This is a genomic window from Leptolyngbya sp. CALU 1928, assembly GCF_056784215.1.
The window spans coordinates 2,789,705-2,806,724 of the sequence record NZ_JBXBCE010000001.1; the positions used below are offsets into that span (position 1 = coordinate 2,789,705).

A 17,020-nucleotide genomic window follows, 5' to 3' on the forward strand; every position below is an offset into this window, starting at 1 on the left:
GTAGGGACGGATTTAGCGATGAAATCTGCGGTTAAACCGCGATCGCTGGACGATGATGGCTCCACGGTTGAGCGGCTTCAATCTGGGCGGCGAGGGCGATTAACGTGGCTTCCTCGGCAGGACGACCGACTAACTGCACACCGACCGGTAAGCCTTCAGGGGTGAATCCTGTAGGGATAGACATTGCGGGTTGTCCGCTGGCATTAAATGGAGCGCAGGGCGCAATCCAGTTGATGATGTTTTCCAAGGTTTTTCCGGGGCGATCCTTTGCCCACTCCCCGACCCGAATCGCGGGATGCAAGTAGGTTGGCAAGACCAACACGTCTATCGTGTCGAAGAACCCCACAATTTGACGGGCGATCGCCTGCAATTTACTCACTGCCCTGAGATATTTCCCAGAGGAGCAAAACCGGGCGCGCCAAGCAAACCAGCGCGGCATCTTGCCCAAAACCAGTTCGGGAATGCCGACTTCACTCAAAACAGCTTGAAAAACAGTGATAAACGGCTCAATCAATTCGCTGACATCCACAAAGTCCTTTGCTTCTACAGAATGTCCTAATTTCTCTAATAGCGTGGCGGTATTTAATACCGCTTGCCGACAGTTTTCATCCGCTTCGCCCACTGGCAAAATTCCCGTGCAGTAAGCAATGCGTAATCGCTTTGGCGGCGTTCGAGTTGTCTCCAAAAAAGATGGCTCTGGATTCGGTAGCCAGTAGGGATCGCCCGGAACATAGCCTGCCATCACATCCAATAACGCTGCCGCATCTGCGACGGTTCGTCCTATGGGTCCATTGGTTGCCATCCCGTTCAACCGTTCGCCCACAGGGGCATAAGTGATGCGACCACGGGAGGGCTTAATTCCCACCAGCCCACAGCAGAATGCCGGACCGCGCACCGAGCCACCGCCATCTGAAGCTTGGGCGATCGCCCCTAAACCTGCTGCTACTGCTGCTGCTGCCCCTCCACTCGATCCGCCTGGTGTATGCTCTAAGCTCCAAGGATTGCGGGCAGGAGTGAACCCCCTTGGCTCGGTATAAGGCAACATACCCATTTCTGAGGTGGCAGTTTTGCCCAAAATAATCAAGCCTGCCTGCTTCAGCTTGGTGACTACGCCATCATCTTCCGTGGTGATCCGATTCTTCAAAATTTTGACCCCATAAGCACAGGGCAGACCTGCCACAGGATTGAGATCTTTAATTGAAATGGGCACCCCGAAGAATGCAGGCAATTCTGCGGCTGGCGTATGTGTTAAGAGTTCGGTTTTGGCTTTGGCATCCGCGATCGCCTGTTCTGCCGCCACCATCACATAACTGCCTAACGTGGGGTTTAACCGTTGAATGCGCTCTAAATAAACCTCAACTAAATCTAGGGGCGAAATCTCCTTGGAGCGAATCAGTCGTGCCTGTTCTATTGCGGTAGTAAAAGCCAGATCTATTGAGTTCATGAATCGATTCTTCTTTAAAGTCATCCAGGCGACACGTTCATATAGTTTATACGATGGGTTTCACAGAACTGTTTGCCTGTTCTGGGTCAAATAAGCGGCTATCCATGGCATTAGTCAATGCGATATCGCATACAAGCCAGATCCGTTGGTGATTAAACAAGGCGATTAATTGCAATACCGGGCATAAGTCCAACCTAATGTGAACTATTCACAAATGAATTCACAAATGAATTCACAAATGATAAACGCTGCAAATTGTAAATTTGGCTCTACTCCAAGAATCTAATGACTATGATTGTGCCTACACAACCACCTAAGGATTGCGTAATGAAACTAAAAACTCTTGCATTTGCAAGTTTATTAACCGTGATTGGCGTTGCCACTTCTGCCTCCGCACAGCCCTCTTTGTCCTCTCAACGCCCTACCGTGGTAGCAGGTTTTTTTGACAATATCATCAAGCCATCAGGTAGCAACAGCGGCAGTGAAACTCCCAGTAGTGGCGCTAGTTCTCCCCAAGCGTTCAAAGGATTTTCTGGGCAGTATAGCGATTATGTGGATACGTTTAATGGCTTCAAGCTGAAGGTTCCGACAGAGTTCACTTTGCATGATAAAGGGCTGACAACCGATTGGACTGGACCGTTGATAGATGGGGGCGCTGCAATGATTTATATTAATGCGGCTCCGCTCAAAGGAGTTCCTTCAGAAACGGTTTACGGCATCAATTTAAAGTCTAAAAAAGAAGATCGAAACTATACAGAAATCGTGCCGATGAAGGTCAAAATTGGCAATAAAACAGCCCTTGCATTTCGCTGTAAAGAATCGAAGAATAAACCGGGTACACCTGACTTAAAAGCGGCGGATGATATCCATCGTTGGCATCTGTTTGTATTTGCGAATCAAACAGTTTATACAATGGGCTTCACGGGACCATTTGCCTCATTTCAATCCAACAAACTGCAATCGATGTATGAAGATGTGATTAAGTCGGTGGAGATAGTTCCTGTATCTTAATTGTTGTTGCGATCGCGTAGTGAATTGATGGGATCATCTAATCAATTTGATGCTCCCTTCTCTAATTTTAAGGGTATCTTAAGCCATCTTTTCTTGGGTTTCAACGAGCGATAAATAATGCCACTGACCGGGTGCTTCGCTAATTTCTAGGGCGAGTAAATGGGCGAGTTTTTCAGCTTTGGGTTTGTTGTTTTCCTGAAAATCGCAGACATGAATATCTACGGTTACTTTGCCTTTTTCAGTCCAAAAATGCAGCGCCACATGGGATTCTTCTAGCAGCACGATCGCCGAGATGCCTTGAGGCTGGAAGGTAAACGCTAGTTCGCCAACCACGGTTAATCCGGCTTGCTGCACAACCTGCTTCAGTTGCGCCAAAAAATCATCGGCTGTCCAGGTGTATACGGGTGCAGCCGCCGTCAAAATAGCAGACCAGTGATGCGATCGCAGGGGTGCGATATTTGGCTCAGTCATACACGCGCCGTCCATCTCCCGGAAGTAGCGTCAGGGAACTGGGGCGAATTTGTCGTCCTACGGACACTTCAATCTCACCGTTCCAATTTTCCACGGAGAGCAGTTGGTCGCGATCGCCCGAATAATCATAGTAGCGGCAATGCTGAGCTTGTTTGTTCTGCGTGGTGCCAATCCGCGTCATGCTGGCGGTTCCCGATTCTCTTAAGTGGTAAATAGCTCCCTCATAGGTGATCTGGGGTGGGGGAGCGCCGCTGATTTCTAAGCCTATAACGGGTTCCATCCAGCACACTTCGACGCGATCGTCTTCTTCCACCGACAGCCAGCGGACTTGATCGCCATCTTGCAGCATATAGTCCATCCAGGTGTAGCCTTGATCGTTGAAAGTCAGTTGCCCTTCGACGACCCAATCAGCTCCTAAATATTGAACAATATCGCCAATTTGCAGACTAAACACGGTGCGATGGAGTGACGGTAAAGCAGGCTGATTTGAAGCTCCCAATAACGGCTTACCTTGGCGTTGCCGCATCACTAAAACAACTCCCACGATCGCGATCGCCCCAATTCCAATCCATAACCACATCAACATTTTGTTTCCCTCTTTTGCCACTCACAATTCACAATTCGCCCCTCGCCATTCGTTTTTAGTCATAGGATGCCCAGCGGGGGTCTGCCTGATATTTGAGGATAATGGGCTGGGATAGTCGATTCACTTCCACATTGCCTAACTGAATATCTTTGGGTAGTTGAAATAGGTTTTGCATGGTTGCCTTATCTAAAAAACGGGTGGCAATAGGCAATTCTAGTGTGTTGGGTTTAATGGCGCTGTAGGATGCCATGACAAAGCCCCACAGCCCAAAACTGGGCACATCCACCACATAGGGATAAACATTCAGCCCCACGGATTTTAAGGTTTCGGCAACGCAGGCAAAGGCTTTGGGGGCAAAAAACGGACTGGAAGCTTGGGTGATGAATACGCCGTTGGGCGCTAGGCGAGACATCAACCGTTGATAGAACCCTTGGGCATAGAGCTTGGCAATCACATCGCGATCGGGGTCAGGAAAATCTGCAATGATCACATCAAAGCGATCGCCCAAGGTCGGCGCAGTCACAAAGGCATCGGCTTGAATCACCTGCACTCGTGGATCGGCGTAGGAATGCTGATTTGCCTCCACCAAAAACGGATGGTGCTTTGCTAAATTTACGACTGCCTTATCTAAATCAATCAGCACTACTTTTCCCACATCCTGCCATTTCAGCACTTCACGCAGAGCAAGTCCATCGCCTGCACCTAGTAGAAGAGCGTGGCGAGGGGAGCGGAGAGAGTTTTGAGTTTTGCTAGCGTCAGCGGCGCTTTGCGCTTTTAAGTTTTGAGTTGGGACTGCTGCGTTTGGGGGTTGGGTTTCGGAATCTTGACTGGCTTGGGCGCGTAGGGCAATGTTGGCGCTGAGGGCAGGATGGACAAGGGCTTCGTGGTAGCGATATTCGTCTAGGCTGGAAAATTGTAGGTCGCCATCCAGAAACAGGCGCAAGTCGGCACCTTGACGGGTTAACACCACGCGCTGATAGGGCGATTGGATGCGGGTGATGACGGGGGCTTTGTATAGGGTGTTTTCGAGGCGATCGCCCAAGGGAATCGTCAGCGGCGCAAAGACCAGCAGTGCTAGCCCTATAAACCACCCCCAGCGTTCCCAGTGTCGCAGGGCAGGAAAGTTACGGGCAAGCAAGACTACCATTCCCGCTGGAATTGCCCCAATCAGCGCAGCCGAGGGAAAAATGCCCAAGAGAGGCAGCAGCACAATCGGCAACAGCAGCGACCCAAACAGCGCCCCGGCATAATCCAATGCCAACACGCCAGAGAGGGTGTCTTTCAGATTTTCATCTTGCTCTAACAGGCGAGTAATCAGGGGCAATTCCATGCCTGCCAAACTCCCCAGCATGATAGTTCCCAAAAACAAGGCAATCCAAAAGGGACCATCAATCACGAATAGGGAAAACAGCAGCAAGGGAATTAGGGCGCTGAGAGGAGCCATCAGCAGTTCTACCCAGACAAAGGTTGTTTGCAGTTGGATTTGCTGAGCGGCGCGATCGCCCTTCACTGCCACAAATCGGCTAAGATAAGCACCCAGTCCCATCGCCGCTAAAAAGCCACCCACCGCCACCCCATAAGCTAAGGCTTGATTTCCGACCAAGTAACTGGCAAGCGTGCCCAATAGTAGTTCTACCGCCAGCCCACAGCTAGAGGAAACCGCAGCCGTTAGCAGCAATAACCATCGTTGACGACGGCTGAGCGGGTGTTCCTTGATCCACGCAATATCATTCATCTAGTTGATTGGCTCGACGCTTTGACTCGTAGTTCATTGCTTATTTCCCTGCGCCAGGACCGCCGCCCCGAAAACCCCCGTAGGTTTGGCGGGTGGGCGAGGCGACCCAAGCACTGCCCCGGTAAGAACCAGAGGTTTGAGTATCATTGCGAACCCAATGATTATCTTGATTTTCTTGTCGCAGCACTAAGGCAGATTGTTGAGTAAAGCCATAAAAAATGGTGGTTCCTGCTAAAAGGATTGCTAGCAAGGCAAAGAATTTAGTCATCGGGTTGATTTTATTGAGTTGATTTTAAAGTGGTAACTTTAACGGGAAACAGCGTTTTGCAATGTTCGCGGACAATGAGCGCGGTGCGATCGACGGTAGCATCAGGCGTAACTTCGACGCTGAATCCATAGGAGCTACGCGGTTCTAAGATGAAAAAAGTGGTTAGGTTTCCTTTGGCAGAGGTGACATTGCCGCCCTCTGATTTCTTAAGTGATAGGTGAACTGGATATCGATGGGAATACAGTTGTTCGCCGTTACCATCGTTGATGACCAGCAGCACATTGAGCGATCGCGGCGAGTGTTCGTCAGATTTAATAGTGACCGTCACCCTGACTAGGTTTTTTGCTCCTCCTAAAATGCCGCGACCACTAATATCGCTGTCGCCAATCACTTTATCAATGATCACCTTGCCTGAAAAAGGCGTGACCAAGAGCGCCAAGAATGCCAGGAAAGCAGCGCCGAGGATGCCCGTCCACAAATAGCGAGTATCCACCGCTCCATTGACAACGCTGATCTCGAAGGGCACAGGCTGATCAATCTCTTTCCCAGAGATGTCCGTATATTCCAACACATCCAATACGATGGTGACGGGTTCGGCTTGGGTGGGGCGCACATCTAACCCGCCTACTAAATCACTTTCCTCCCAAATGCCGCTTTCTCCTTCTTCTGACCAAGTGCCCGATTCTTTCCAAGCTTGTTTGATGCCGCTGGCAATTACTTTACCCTGCTGATCTTTTAGCTGAATTTCATAGGTGACCCAGTGATTATCTGGAATCGCAGCGCTGACATCAATTCGCAGTGCGCCAATGGGTTCTTTTTTAAGCTGAATCGGAGCGAGTTGTTCGGGACTATCGGGGTCTACTTGAATGGTTTTTGAAACTAGCGATCGCATAAAAATAGGGCTGAACACTAAGCAAGCAAAAATCACCCCTGTTGAGAGCAGGGTTAAATAAGTAAATGGGTCAAGAAATTGGGTGGTGCGTTGAGTCTTGGGAGATGAAGGCATCAGTCAATTACAAAATAACGATGACCAAAACAAACTGGAATAGGCTGTTTAGCCAAGCAAAATGCAACTCTATATCTGAAAGATAAGCCATGCTCTGTGGGTTGGTCAGCAAATCGCTACAAATAGCTACAGTTTGTCTCTAATTCATTCCGGTTGTTCCGTCCTTCAACCTCTAATGGCATAATAACCACTCAGCTTGGAAATACCGTGGATGAGTATGATGCCATTTCTACAGAAGCTTGGAGAAACGATCGCCTGGTCTGTGGTCAGCGTGTTGATTTTTTATGGGTGTCTCCGCCTGTTTGATAAGCTCGACCCGATAGATTATCGCGAAGAAATTCACAACGGCAATATTGCGGCTGGACTGATTATGTCGTCGGTGGTTTTGGCCATCGCGGCGATCGTTATTTCAATCCTCCTCAGTCCCTAAAAGTGTGCAAGGCGCTAAAAAACCGTTCAAGTCTCAGCGGTTCGTTGAAGCGATCGCGAAAGAACTTAAACGGTGCAGCTATCAGAGGTATCCCTTGAACCACTCATGTCCTCAGTTGGGTCTAAACCGAGGATAGTTTTGACGGATGGGCAACTTTATCATGGCTACTCTTGCCATTGTGAGTATGTCCATTGCCATTACGGGGTTGAATCACGCCAAAACCTCCGTGGTTGCGTTCATACAACACATTAATTTCATTTGTTTCCTCATTGCGGAATACATAAAAATCATGATCTACTAGGTCTAGCCGCTCCATGGCTTCCTGCACACTCATGGGAGGCATCGCAAAATACTTAGTCCGAATCACTCCAGGAGGAAGAGTTGGAGCGCGATCGTTCAACAGATCATCGACATTGGGCGGATCGATCGCTGACTGCTCGATTAATTCTTCAATTCCCTTCGGCACGATATGCTGTTTGGCACTGCGTTTTTCTTTATATTTCCGCAACTGACGCGCAATCTTATCTGCAACTAAATCAATACTGGCATAAAGACTTTCGCTTGCTTCTTCTGCGCGCACCACCGTCCCTTTCCATCCTTCGCTATTCGCATAAATGGTTACTTCAGCCGTTTGCTTTGAGTTGATGCGGGGATTGTGGGCAATTGACAGATGGACATCTACCTCGGTAATCATCTGCTGAAAATGAACGACTGCCTTCTCAATCTTTTGATTGACATACTCACGAATGGAGTCAGTAATTTCGATGTTTTTGCCTTGAATAACCAGCTTCATGGAGCTTTCTCCCTTTAAAAACAGGCTTAACTGAACCCTAGTCGGTTCTTAACTTCACCCTAGCACTTTGAATTCCTCCCAACAGATAGCTTTAGAATGCTTTGCAAGCCTTGATAATTCTTGATTGCAGTTCTGTCAAATTACGGGGATTTTGCCGAGAATTACGCTTGATTCTCCGGGCGTTTTAGAGGATTGTTAGAGATCGGGGGCTAAATTTCTGTCTGAAATCACTCAAAATTCTGTGAATTGTGCTGCTGTATAGCTTTAGGTTAAGAATCGATTGAGACGGTGCAGAGTCATCAATTTAGGCGTTGAGCCATACCAAACCGCTTGGGATTTGCAGCGATCGCTGGTTGCAGAACGCAAGGCAAACTCACACTCCCCCGACTTAGACGATGTGCTGATTTTGCTGGAACATCCGCCTGTTTATACCTTGGGTCACGGTTCCACCACAAATTTTCTCAAGTTTGATCCCGCCCAAACCAATTATGACCTCGTGCGAATCGAGCGGGGCGGCGAAGTGACCTATCACTGTCCGGGGCAATTGGTGGGCTACCCCATTGTGAATTTGACCTATTACCAAAAAGATTTGCATTGGTATCTGCGCCAACTGGAAGAAGTGCTGATCCAAGTACTGGCAGTATATGGATTAGAAGGAACGCGAATTGATGGAATGACGGGGGTTTGGGTGAGCGATCGCAAAGTGGCGGCGATCGGCATCAAAGTTAGCTGCTGGATTACGATGCACGGGTTCGCGCTCAACGTGTGCCCTGACCTAAGCGGGTTTGAGCAGATTATCCCCTGTGGCATTGCCGATAAAGCCGTGGGCAGCATGGCACAGTTTATTCCAGGAATTCAAGTTGCTGAAGTGAGAAAACAAGTGGCGATCGCCTTTGCCAATGTGTTTCAAGTGCAATTCACCACATCCCCAAACAGCTACTTTTGATAGTGCTTTAAAAAGCTGAATGTGTTCAATTCAAGGGTCAACCAAAGCATTATTGTAGTTGCAGATATTTGGGCTGATATTTGGGCAGACGTTTCGTTCAGTCGCATTATCTGTGCAGGATGACACAAAATAGAAACTCGTCTCGTTGTAGTCTTTATCTTGCTGGTTTATATGCAGGAGTAGCGTTTATGGTGGCGATTCAAGCAGCGTATTTACCGCGCAATTGCACCTTCAGCCCATCTGACTGGCAAGCGCTTGCACCCTTCTGGTATCCCGTTGCGTTCTCCCATGAAATCACGACTGAGAAACCTTATGGCACGCGATTGCTGGATGAGCGATTGGTGATTTATCGGGTTTCTAGCGGCTCCATCATCGTTGCCCAAGATCTCTGTTTGCATCGAGGTGCGCCGCTTAGCTTGGGCTGGATCGAAAACGATCGCCTCGTCTGCCCCTATCACGGGGTGCAATATGATCACAATGCTCAGTGCGTTTGCATTCCGGCTCAACCAAAAGCAGCCATCCCATCCCGGCTCAAACTTAAGACCTATCCCGTAGTAGAGCGTTATGGTTTGGTGTGGACTCGATTGATGGATACCGGATCGGTGGGGTTTCCTGATCTAAACGAGTGGGATGATCCCGATTACCTTCAGGTCTTGCCCGATTCCGTTGAATTGAATGCGGCAGCGGGTCGTCAGGTGGAAGGCTTTTTAGATGTCAGCCATTTCGCTTTTATCCATGCCCAGTCTTTTGGAGAGCAGGACAACCCAGAAGTGCCAGATTACCTGACTGAGCAAACTGAACATGGCTTCCGGGCAGATTATGTTAGTAGCGTTAGCAATTATGCCCATGGGATGAAACACCTCGCACCGCCCGATTTTCTATGGCGACGCTTGTTTGAGTTGTATGTGCCTTTTACAGCTAAGCTAACGGTTTTCTTTCCTCACGGCAAACTGCACGTTCTGAATGCGGCTTCTCCAGTGTCAGCCCGGAAGACGCGGGTTTTCGTGCCAATTTGTCGCAACTTTGATAAAGATGCTCCGCTGCAAGACACGCTCGACTTTAATCATCAGGTGTTTGATGAAGATAAGGCGATCGTTGAGGAGCAATGGCCTGAGGATTTACCGATCAATCTGGCTGATGAAGTGCATATTGCGGGTGATAAAAGTTCCATTCTTTTCCGTAAAAGGCTTGCAGCTCTGGGCTTAGGGCGCTCTTTTACAGCGTGATTCGAGCTTCTGCCTGCCTGAAATTTTCCTGCTGTCAAAACTATTAGCTGATTTGGTGATGTGCGCGATTGCACCTTATGCATACACCTTATTTATATAGGGCTGGAAACTGCTGTTTCAAATGCTCCAGCTTGGGCAAATCATGCACCACGACATAGGGATAGGTGGGATTGCGATCGATAAAGTTCTGATGATACTCTTCAGCCGCATAAAAATTAGCCGCAGGAACTAACTGAGTCACAATTGGAGTTCGGTAAATCTTGTTTTGATCAAGCTGAGCGATGTAAGCCTGAGCCACTCGCTTTTGCTCAGCCGTGTTAACAAAAATCGCTGAGCGATACTGAGTTCCCGCATCAGGACCTTGGCGATTCAGTTGCGTTGGATCATGGGCAACCAAAAAGTAGACTTTGAGAAGCTGCCCATAGGAAATCTGAGTAGGGTCATAGGTGATTTTCACTGCCTCGGCGTGCCCGGTTTGCCCAGAACTTACCGTGTCGTAGTTCGCGGTGGCTGCGTCACCTCCAGAAAAACCAGAAACCACGTCAGAAACCCCTTTTAAATGCTCGAAAACTGCTTCCACTCCCCAAAAACAGCCTCCTGCAAAAATTGCAGTCTGATCCCCTTTGACCGTGGAAGCTGAAATATCGATCGCAGGCTCCAGTGCTTTTCCTGCCGCGATCGCAACGGGGCGATCATTGGCAGCGCTGGAAAACGCCATACGAGAGGCACCATAGGCAAATGCCACCGCAATCAACGAAATCAGGGAGATGTTGCGAAGCAAGCGACGGGATGTGAAAAAACGATTTGGCATAGATTTGATAATTTTCTGGATAAGATCAGCGGACTGAGATCTGGAATTATAATCAGCAGATTATTCCGCTTGTAATGGATATACGCAGCCTACGGACAAACGGATTAACATCCCTATTCCTGACGCTTTGACGGCTTGGCAGATAATTTTCCAGAGCAGCTTGCTTCAATTTCTCTGCAAGCTCTTTTGAGCAGGCAACACGCATTACTCTTGTGGTTGCTGGGGTAATTTGTCTGGGGATTGAGGGCGGGATAAGGCGGCAGCTAGTCCTTCGATGTTGCCTGACAACAAAGCTCTCCAAGACTGACCCTCTTTTTTTAAGGTCATAACAGAGGTCTGAGAGATCTTGATCTCTCCAAGCTGCGTGTTCATTCGGTAAACAATATGGGCAAGATCTGGCTCTTCTCGGACATGCCCGATAATCTTTAGATCGGACGTGTTGAGGGCGGTCACCATTCCGGGAACCTGTTTGCTCAAAGCACCCATAAACCGCTCAAATATCTCAACGTTGGATAGTTTGTCATACTCTTGCTTACTGCGAACCCCAAAAAATAAGGTGCCGACCTTTTGGGGTTCAGTTGCAACCAAGGGGGCAAACATTTTCTGAAAATGGCTGAGGGATTCAGGATGCATTAACTGAGCGACGCTAGCCCAATCACCCGACTGGGTGGCGGCTGTATAGCGTGCTGCAATTGCTTCCGGTGTGATTTCTTGGGTATAAGCGGGTGTTGCGCTGATGACACCCATCAAAAACAATGCCGTTCCACTGATTTGGGCAATAGACCGTCTTAGGCTGAGGAATTGTTGCATTTTTGAACTAACAATCTTTATACGCTCAAAAAATAAAATCAGAATTTGGATGGCAGTTGCCTCCCCTTTATCTTAGGCGAAGGCGGAAGAACCGAAATCAGGGGGAATGTCTTGCCAGCGTCCTTGACCCACAGCGCGGATTGCTTCTTTGAGGGAAACTTCGCCAGTGTAGAGAGCTTTCCCCACGATCGCACCGGTTACGCCCAAGGGTTCCAATGCCAGCAGGCTGAGCAAATCCCGCACCGAACTCACGCCACCCGACGCAATGATCGGAATTTCGATCGCCCCCGCCAATTCCCGCAGCGCCTCCAGATTGGGACCTTGCATCGTGCCATCCCGGTAAATATCGGTGTAAATAATTGCTGCTGCACCCGCGATCGCCATTCGCTGAGCCAATTCTGTCGCTAACACTTCCGAGGTTTTGATCCAGCCCCGCGTTGCCACCTTGCCCGCCCTCGCGTCAATGCCCACCACAATTTGGTCGGGAAACTCTTGGCAAAGCTGAGTCACGAGATCCGGCTGCTCGACGGCGATCGTCCCTAAAATAATCCGCTGCACGCCCAAATTTAGCAGACTGGCAACACTGGCGCGATCGCGCAAACCACCGCCCACTTGAACCGGAATATCAACCGCACGAGCGATCGCCTCAATCGCCGTTAAATTCGCTGGCTGACCCGCCTTCGCCCCATCCAAATCCACCACATGCAAATAGGTCGCGCCTTCCGCCTGCCACTGACGCGCCACCTCTACCGGATTTTCACCATAGGTTTGCACTTGGTCATAATCGCCCTGATACAACCGCACACAGCGCCCCCCCAGCAGGTCAATCGCGGGAATTACATCCATAACCTTAAAACTCCATACAATCAGTTTCTCGCGGCGATTCGTGAAACGATCCCTACGGGAATCGCACTCTTCCAGCCTACCGGGTTTCAACCATTCCGAGAACCCGGCGATCGCGCCCTAACTTGGCGGCGGCAACTCGTCCAGCACCGTGAACCGGACGTGGTTGATTGCCAGTTCTCCGATCGAAACCGTATCCACAGGTTTTCCGTCCGCTGTAAAGGTTTCAAACGGAATGCCCTTGGCGATTTCGGCGTGATACCAGGGTAAGCCCATAAAAAAGCGGGTGGGATAGGGACCGCCCTCGCCCGTATCATCGGGGTTCGATTCCATCGGCAGCCAGCCATAGCCCGGAATATAAAACTCAATCCACACATGGTTATAGTCGGGTTCTAGGGGCACCATGCGATAGTCTGACTGAGGCGGACACTTGTAGCGTCCCACCGTGCGGCAAGCAATGCCATTCAGCCGCGCCAGAGCCAGCAACAGCCCTACATATTCGCCACAAGAACCGACTCCCCGCGCCAGCACCACATCGGGCGTATCGATGCGAGGAGTCAGGGCGTAGGACAGGCGATCGTAGACAAAATTACGAATTTTCAGCATCTTCCGCAGGATGTTGGTTTCAGTGCCGATCGCCTCCCGTGCGGCTGCCAAAATCAACGGCGTATCCATCGATAGTTCATCATCATCCACTAGATACATTGCCTTGAACTCAGGCGACAGCGCCGGCACCTGATCCACATCATCAAAGGTGAACTGATATTTAATTGCCCGTACTTCCAGCAACGCCTTCCAGCCAAATAGATGGCGCTCGTTAGGCTTCAGCGACTCAAACTGAAACACCGCAACCCGTTGCCCATCCTGAATTTCTTCAGTGTAGGGTCGTCCAAGGGGTTCCACCGATCGCACTTTTTGGCGATCGGTTTCCGCAGGCAAGGCAATCCGCCATTCCACCTGATTTAGATGCACCTCTTCTAGGGGCTGCAACTCCTCGGCATAGGACATTTCAATCAGGTAGCCGTTGGACAGGGCACAGTGAGTTTTAGGGTTGTAATGAAACTGCAAAGGATGAACAAAGGTGCGATCGCGAAAAGCCACCTCAAAAGAACTATCCAAATTATTAGGATTGTCGCGGATGAATGCCTCGTCTTTGGCATAGGACACATACAGAATCTCATTGCCCGTGGTTGGATGGTGATGGAACGCAAGCCCCGTAGGAGATTCAAACGGAGTCAATACGGAAAATTTCTGTTCCCCCGTCGCCCGATCCAAGCAATACACCGTTTGCTCCGTGCGATCGCAGATCCACAGTTCTTCTTCTCTCACCACTAGATTGGCAGATCCAACTCCGGGCAGCGGCAACCGGGTAATTTCGCGGCGAGACGCTTGCTCAAAAATATAGATATAGCCAGCTTTCTGTGAAGCAACATAAATCGTCGATTCCCATACCCCAATCCCTGTGACTGGATAAGGCACTGTGAAAAAATGCTGCAACGAAAACGCACCCATCTTACAAAAGAAAACGCTGTTGTCACGCGCCACCCAAAGCGTATCTTGCCAAAGTGCTAGTCCTTCTGCCCCAATAAAATCTTCTACCTGCAACGTGTTTAATATCGTGGTGTCATCGGTCGCAGGATTGATTCTGAGGAGATAGCCACGAATTGAGTCAAGGGCAATGAGATCATCACCCCAAAAGCCAATACCTTGTAAAGCACAGGCAGCCAAAGGACGAATAGTACGGAGCCAGGGATCTTGCACGGCGAACTCGATAGTAAATTTAGAGGGCTGAGGGAGAGTAGTTTCAGGGATGAACTGCGTAAAGTTAGCCTTTAAGGGCAACCTGAAACAGATTCTTCCAAAAGTATCATCAAATCATAGTTGCATGAGTAGGATTAGAACTGTATCCAGAGGATAGTTGACAGGAACTCTTTATCTAGAGACTGGAGAAAATAGATTTATGGAGGCGATCGCGCAGGTAAGTGAGTGAGATTCAGTAGAAAATCTTCCTGCCCAGTGGGTCTTCCTAAGGGATGAATATTTAAAATTTCCCCAAAGGAAAGAGATTCGAGGTGAGGGTGATTTTCGCAAATCACACCAGTGAATTACACAAGAGCTAGATAGCTATCGTTTGATATTCTGTTGTTCCTACCGTAGGATAGACAGATTCTATCAATGAATTTTCCGCAGTTGTACGCAGTTTACCCTGATTCTGCTGGACGTATGCCTGAGTGAGGGAACACCAATGAACAGCCTAGAATTGTGAAGTTGAAGGGTATAAATGAATGGATCTACTGGAATATCAAGCAAAAGAATTATTTCGAGCAATGGGCATTCCAGTGTTGCCTTCTCAGCGGATTGAACGCCCGAAGGATCTAAAGGGATTGATTATTCCCTACCCAGTGGTGCTGAAATCTCAAGTTTACAATGGGGAGCGGGGGCGAGTGGGGGGAGTGAGGTTTGTTGAAAATACGATTGACGCGATCGCTGCTGCTCAAACAATTTTCAACTTATCTATCATGGGAGAATATCCCAAAGTGCTGTTGGCAGAAGCGAAATATGACGCAGATCAAGAATTTTATCTTGCCATTACCCTAAACCGTTCTGTGCGTCGCCCTGTGTTGCTGGGGTCGCAAAAAGGCGGCATTGACGTAGAGACGGCGATCGACCAGATGCAACATGTCATTGTCGAACAAGAATTTTCTGCTTACTATGCCCGCAGACTGGCGCTAAAAATGGGATTAGAAGGCAAGCTCATTGAAGCAGTCAGTTCTGTTGTGGAAAAGATGTATCAGCTTTTTGTGCAAAATGACTTGGACTTGATTGAAATCAATCCTCTGGGCGTAAGTACTACCGGGGAAGTCATGGCACTAGATGGCAAAGTGAGTGTTAATGACGATGCTTGGGCACGTCACCCTCATCTGGAAGCGTTGATTACCAAGCTAGAAGGCAGCAGTCCTCAATCTTCTGATATTTCCATTGTGCCAATGGACTCCGATGGGCAAATTGCGATCGTGTGTAATGGCGCTGGGTTAACCATGGCAACCACTGATTTAGTGTATCAAGCGGGTGGCAAGCCGATTAGCTTTTTGAATATCGGCAGTGAAACCCGCGCTGATTTTTCACCTATGCAGCTAAAAAACTATCTTAAGGAAGGACTAGAGCAGATTGCCCAAAATAAACAAGTGAAAGTGATCTTAATCAATCTGATTAGCAATTTAGTTCCTTGTGATGAAGTTGCGGAAGTTATTGCATCTTCAATTAAGCAGCCTATTCCTAAGACTAGCTCTTTGAAGGGCATTCGACCCGGCACACTGATTTCTCAGGCAACGCGATCGCCGGCGATGGTGGTGCGATTGGTGGGCAGTGAGTGCGATCGCGCTCAATCGACGCTGGCAACCCATCAAATTTTGTTACTCGACAATCTGGATGAGGCAGTGACTCAGGCAGTGGCACTAGCCAAATTAGGTCGTGGCTAAGCTGGGTTAACCAGAATTCCAGCGAGGGCTTCAGCGCGATCGCCCATACACTCACTCAAATTTTTGTCAAAAATATTGCTCGACTGTAATCAACATTGCAGCAAAATCTATAAACCTCCGCAATTCTGGAGGTAGATATATTGGCTAGCTGCCATCTGAGATTTGTTTTCCACCGCGCATCAACGCTATCACTCGAATTGTTATGAACTTCACACCCCACAACAGAGTCCTGATTCAGGGCATTTCAGAACCTTTAGCCACCATCCATGCCTTCCATATGCAGGCGTATGGAACTTGTATTGTGGCAGGAGTTAGCCCAGGCTATGGGGGGACAGCCGTTCACGGAATTCCTGTTTTTGACTTGGTAGAAACGGCACTATCGGCAGTAGGTGAGATTAACACAACCATCATTTTTACTCATCCTTATGCAGCTTTGGACGCAGCCCTAGAATCGATCGCGGCAGGTATTCGGCAAATTGTTCTGATTACCGAAGGCATCCCCCCTTTAGATATGGTCAGACTGCTGCGAAAGGCAGAGATGACCGAAACCTTGGTTGTGGGTCCCAATAGTCCTGGGGTAATTGTGCCAGGGCAATCGCTATTAGGCATTCACCCTACCGAACTTTATACACCGGGTTCTGTTGGCTTGATTAGCCGCAGCGGCACTTTGACCTACGAAATTGCTCGTGAACTAACCCTTGCTGGCTTAGGGCAATCTATGGGGGTTTGCATTGGGGGCGATGCCATTATGGGATCATCTTTTCCCCAATGGCTGGAAATTATGGATGAGGATGAGCATACCGATATTATTGTGTTGGTGGGTGAGATTGGAGGCGATAGTGAAGAAGAAGCAGCCCACTATATTGCAGAGGCGATCGATAAGCCTGTCATCGCTTATGTCGCCGGACAGACTGCCCCCAAGGGCAGGCGCGTGGGTCATGCAGGCGCAATCATTGCGTCCCAGATTTCTATCTTGGGCAGTGAAATTGGCACGGCTGCCAGTAAAATTACCGCATTTGAACGGGCGAAAATTCCAGTAGCCAATCACCCATCCCAAATTCCAACCCTCGTTAAAAAAAACTTGAGACTGCCCGCAAAGCACTCTAGTGTATAACTTATACGCAATAGAGGAGATGGCTTACATAGCATTGCCATAGCAAG

The 17,020-nt window shown here is 49.0% G+C and carries 17 protein-coding genes; 6 read left to right on the forward strand and 11 right to left on the reverse strand.

Features of this window, described 5'->3' with window-relative positions:
• Nucleotides 1-31: 31 nt before the first annotated feature.
• Nucleotides 32-1,444 (reverse strand): amidase, encoded by a 1,413-nt coding sequence (locus tag AC1S5B_RS13015; RefSeq protein WP_482036096.1) that lies wholly within the window; start codon nucleotides 1,442-1,444, stop codon nucleotides 32-34.
• 327 nt (nucleotides 1,445-1,771) lie between these two features.
• Here AC1S5B_RS13015 and AC1S5B_RS13020 point away from each other — a divergent pair, with 327 nt between their 5' ends.
• Nucleotides 1,772-2,455: a hypothetical protein gene (locus AC1S5B_RS13020; protein ID WP_482036097.1), complete on the forward strand. Its 684-nt coding sequence runs from the start codon at nucleotides 1,772-1,774 to the stop codon at nucleotides 2,453-2,455.
• A gap of 78 nt (nucleotides 2,456-2,533) precedes the next feature.
• Here the strand turns inward: AC1S5B_RS13020 and AC1S5B_RS13025 are convergent, their stop codons facing one another.
• From AC1S5B_RS13025 to AC1S5B_RS13045, 5 genes are read right to left on the reverse strand one after another with little or no spacing between them, the layout of a single operon-like run.
• Nucleotides 2,534-2,926, reverse strand: a complete 393-nt coding sequence (locus AC1S5B_RS13025; RefSeq protein WP_482036098.1) for an S-adenosylmethionine decarboxylase family protein — start codon at nucleotides 2,924-2,926, stop codon at nucleotides 2,534-2,536.
• Nucleotides 2,919-3,512 (reverse strand): DUF4178 domain-containing protein, encoded by a 594-nt coding sequence (locus AC1S5B_RS13030; RefSeq protein WP_482036099.1) that lies wholly within the window; start codon nucleotides 3,510-3,512, stop codon nucleotides 2,919-2,921. The genes AC1S5B_RS13025 and AC1S5B_RS13030 overlap by 8 nt, the downstream gene beginning before the upstream one ends.
• A gap of 55 nt (nucleotides 3,513-3,567) precedes the next feature.
• Complete coding sequence (locus AC1S5B_RS13035; protein WP_482036100.1) at nucleotides 3,568-5,247, reverse strand: spermidine synthase; 1,680 nt, start codon at nucleotides 5,245-5,247, stop codon at nucleotides 3,568-3,570.
• A 40-nt stretch (nucleotides 5,248-5,287) separates the two neighbouring features.
• The gene (locus AC1S5B_RS13040; RefSeq protein WP_482036101.1) at nucleotides 5,288-5,515 is read right to left on the reverse strand and encodes a hypothetical protein; all 228 of its coding nucleotides are present in this window, start codon (nucleotides 5,513-5,515) and stop codon (nucleotides 5,288-5,290) included.
• 10 nt (nucleotides 5,516-5,525) lie between these two features.
• The gene (locus tag AC1S5B_RS13045) at nucleotides 5,526-6,521 is read right to left on the reverse strand and encodes a hypothetical protein (protein ID WP_482036102.1); all 996 of its coding nucleotides are present in this window, start codon (nucleotides 6,519-6,521) and stop codon (nucleotides 5,526-5,528) included.
• A 211-nt stretch (nucleotides 6,522-6,732) separates the two neighbouring features.
• Here AC1S5B_RS13045 and AC1S5B_RS13050 point away from each other — a divergent pair, with 211 nt between their 5' ends.
• Nucleotides 6,733-6,951 (forward strand): DUF350 domain-containing protein, encoded by a 219-nt coding sequence (locus AC1S5B_RS13050; RefSeq protein WP_482036103.1) that lies wholly within the window; start codon nucleotides 6,733-6,735, stop codon nucleotides 6,949-6,951.
• A 121-nt stretch (nucleotides 6,952-7,072) separates the two neighbouring features.
• On the opposite strand, the gene hpf is transcribed toward AC1S5B_RS13050, so the two are convergent.
• Nucleotides 7,073-7,744 carry a ribosome hibernation-promoting factor, HPF/YfiA family gene (hpf, locus tag AC1S5B_RS13055; protein WP_482036104.1) on the reverse strand — a complete coding sequence of 224 codons (672 nt, stop codon included), beginning with the start codon at nucleotides 7,742-7,744 and terminating at the stop codon, nucleotides 7,073-7,075.
• A gap of 280 nt (nucleotides 7,745-8,024) precedes the next feature.
• Between hpf and lipB the strand changes: the two genes are divergently transcribed.
• Both lipB and AC1S5B_RS13065 read left to right on the forward strand, forming a co-directional pair.
• Nucleotides 8,025-8,690, forward strand: a complete 666-nt coding sequence (gene lipB, locus AC1S5B_RS13060) for a lipoyl(octanoyl) transferase LipB (protein WP_482036105.1) — start codon at nucleotides 8,025-8,027, stop codon at nucleotides 8,688-8,690.
• Between the two features lie 188 nt (nucleotides 8,691-8,878).
• On the forward strand, nucleotides 8,879-9,916 hold the full coding sequence (locus tag AC1S5B_RS13065) for a Rieske 2Fe-2S domain-containing protein (protein WP_482036106.1): 1,038 nt from the start codon (nucleotides 8,879-8,881) through the stop codon (nucleotides 9,914-9,916).
• An 88-nt stretch (nucleotides 9,917-10,004) separates the two neighbouring features.
• Here the strand turns inward: AC1S5B_RS13065 and msrA are convergent, their stop codons facing one another.
• From msrA to AC1S5B_RS13085, 4 genes are all read right to left on the reverse strand, one after another.
• Nucleotides 10,005-10,727, reverse strand: a complete 723-nt coding sequence (gene msrA / locus AC1S5B_RS13070; protein ID WP_482036107.1) for a peptide-methionine (S)-S-oxide reductase MsrA — start codon at nucleotides 10,725-10,727, stop codon at nucleotides 10,005-10,007.
• Nucleotides 10,728-10,931: 204 nt separating this feature from the next.
• Nucleotides 10,932-11,537 carry a hypothetical protein gene (locus AC1S5B_RS13075; RefSeq protein WP_482036108.1) on the reverse strand — a complete coding sequence of 202 codons (606 nt, stop codon included), beginning with the start codon at nucleotides 11,535-11,537 and terminating at the stop codon, nucleotides 10,932-10,934.
• Between the two features lie 72 nt (nucleotides 11,538-11,609).
• Nucleotides 11,610-12,383, reverse strand: a complete 774-nt coding sequence (hisA, locus tag AC1S5B_RS13080) for a 1-(5-phosphoribosyl)-5-[(5-phosphoribosylamino)methylideneamino]imidazole-4-carboxamide isomerase (RefSeq protein WP_482036109.1) — start codon at nucleotides 12,381-12,383, stop codon at nucleotides 11,610-11,612.
• A gap of 117 nt (nucleotides 12,384-12,500) precedes the next feature.
• Entirely contained in the window at nucleotides 12,501-14,141 is a 1,641-nt protein-coding gene (locus AC1S5B_RS13085; protein ID WP_482036110.1) for a transglutaminase domain-containing protein, read from the reverse strand.
• Nucleotides 14,142-14,665: 524 nt separating this feature from the next.
• Between AC1S5B_RS13085 and AC1S5B_RS13090 the strand changes: the two genes are divergently transcribed.
• Nucleotides 14,666-15,859, forward strand: a complete 1,194-nt coding sequence (locus tag AC1S5B_RS13090) for an ATP-grasp domain-containing protein (protein WP_482036111.1) — start codon at nucleotides 14,666-14,668, stop codon at nucleotides 15,857-15,859.
• A 202-nt stretch (nucleotides 15,860-16,061) separates the two neighbouring features.
• The gene (locus AC1S5B_RS13095) at nucleotides 16,062-16,973 is read left to right on the forward strand and encodes a succinate--CoA ligase subunit alpha (RefSeq protein WP_482036112.1); all 912 of its coding nucleotides are present in this window, start codon (nucleotides 16,062-16,064) and stop codon (nucleotides 16,971-16,973) included.
• Nucleotides 16,974-17,020 lie beyond the last annotated feature (47 nt).

What these genes read in the sequence shown, in the direction of transcription:
- AC1S5B_RS13025 (WP_482036098.1), bottom strand. Translation starts at nt 2,926, where the DNA reads ATGACTGAGCCAAATATCGCACCCCTGCGATCGCATCACTGGTCTGCT.
- hpf (WP_482036104.1), bottom strand. Translation starts at nt 7,744, where the DNA reads ATGAAGCTGGTTATTCAAGGCAAAAACATCGAAATTACTGACTCCATT.
- AC1S5B_RS13045 (WP_482036102.1), bottom strand. Translation starts at nt 6,521, where the DNA reads ATGCCTTCATCTCCCAAGACTCAACGCACCACCCAATTTCTTGACCCA.
- AC1S5B_RS13050 (WP_482036103.1), top strand. Translation starts at nt 6,733, where the DNA reads ATGAGTATGATGCCATTTCTACAGAAGCTTGGAGAAACGATCGCCTGG.
- AC1S5B_RS13075 (WP_482036108.1), bottom strand. Translation starts at nt 11,537, where the DNA reads ATGCAACAATTCCTCAGCCTAAGACGGTCTATTGCCCAAATCAGTGGA.
- AC1S5B_RS13030 (WP_482036099.1), bottom strand. Translation starts at nt 3,512, where the DNA reads ATGTTGATGTGGTTATGGATTGGAATTGGGGCGATCGCGATCGTGGGA.
- AC1S5B_RS13020 (WP_482036097.1), top strand. Translation starts at nt 1,772, where the DNA reads ATGAAACTAAAAACTCTTGCATTTGCAAGTTTATTAACCGTGATTGGC.
- AC1S5B_RS13095 (WP_482036112.1), top strand. Translation starts at nt 16,062, where the DNA reads ATGAACTTCACACCCCACAACAGAGTCCTGATTCAGGGCATTTCAGAA.
- AC1S5B_RS13035 (WP_482036100.1), bottom strand. Translation starts at nt 5,247, where the DNA reads ATGAATGATATTGCGTGGATCAAGGAACACCCGCTCAGCCGTCGTCAA.
- AC1S5B_RS13065 (WP_482036106.1), top strand. Translation starts at nt 8,879, where the DNA reads ATGGTGGCGATTCAAGCAGCGTATTTACCGCGCAATTGCACCTTCAGC.
- msrA (WP_482036107.1), bottom strand. Translation starts at nt 10,727, where the DNA reads ATGCCAAATCGTTTTTTCACATCCCGTCGCTTGCTTCGCAACATCTCC.
- AC1S5B_RS13090 (WP_482036111.1), top strand. Translation starts at nt 14,666, where the DNA reads ATGGATCTACTGGAATATCAAGCAAAAGAATTATTTCGAGCAATGGGC.
- AC1S5B_RS13040 (WP_482036101.1), bottom strand. Translation starts at nt 5,515, where the DNA reads ATGACTAAATTCTTTGCCTTGCTAGCAATCCTTTTAGCAGGAACCACC.
- hisA (WP_482036109.1), bottom strand. Translation starts at nt 12,383, where the DNA reads ATGGATGTAATTCCCGCGATTGACCTGCTGGGGGGGCGCTGTGTGCGG.
- AC1S5B_RS13015 (WP_482036096.1), bottom strand. Translation starts at nt 1,444, where the DNA reads ATGAACTCAATAGATCTGGCTTTTACTACCGCAATAGAACAGGCACGA.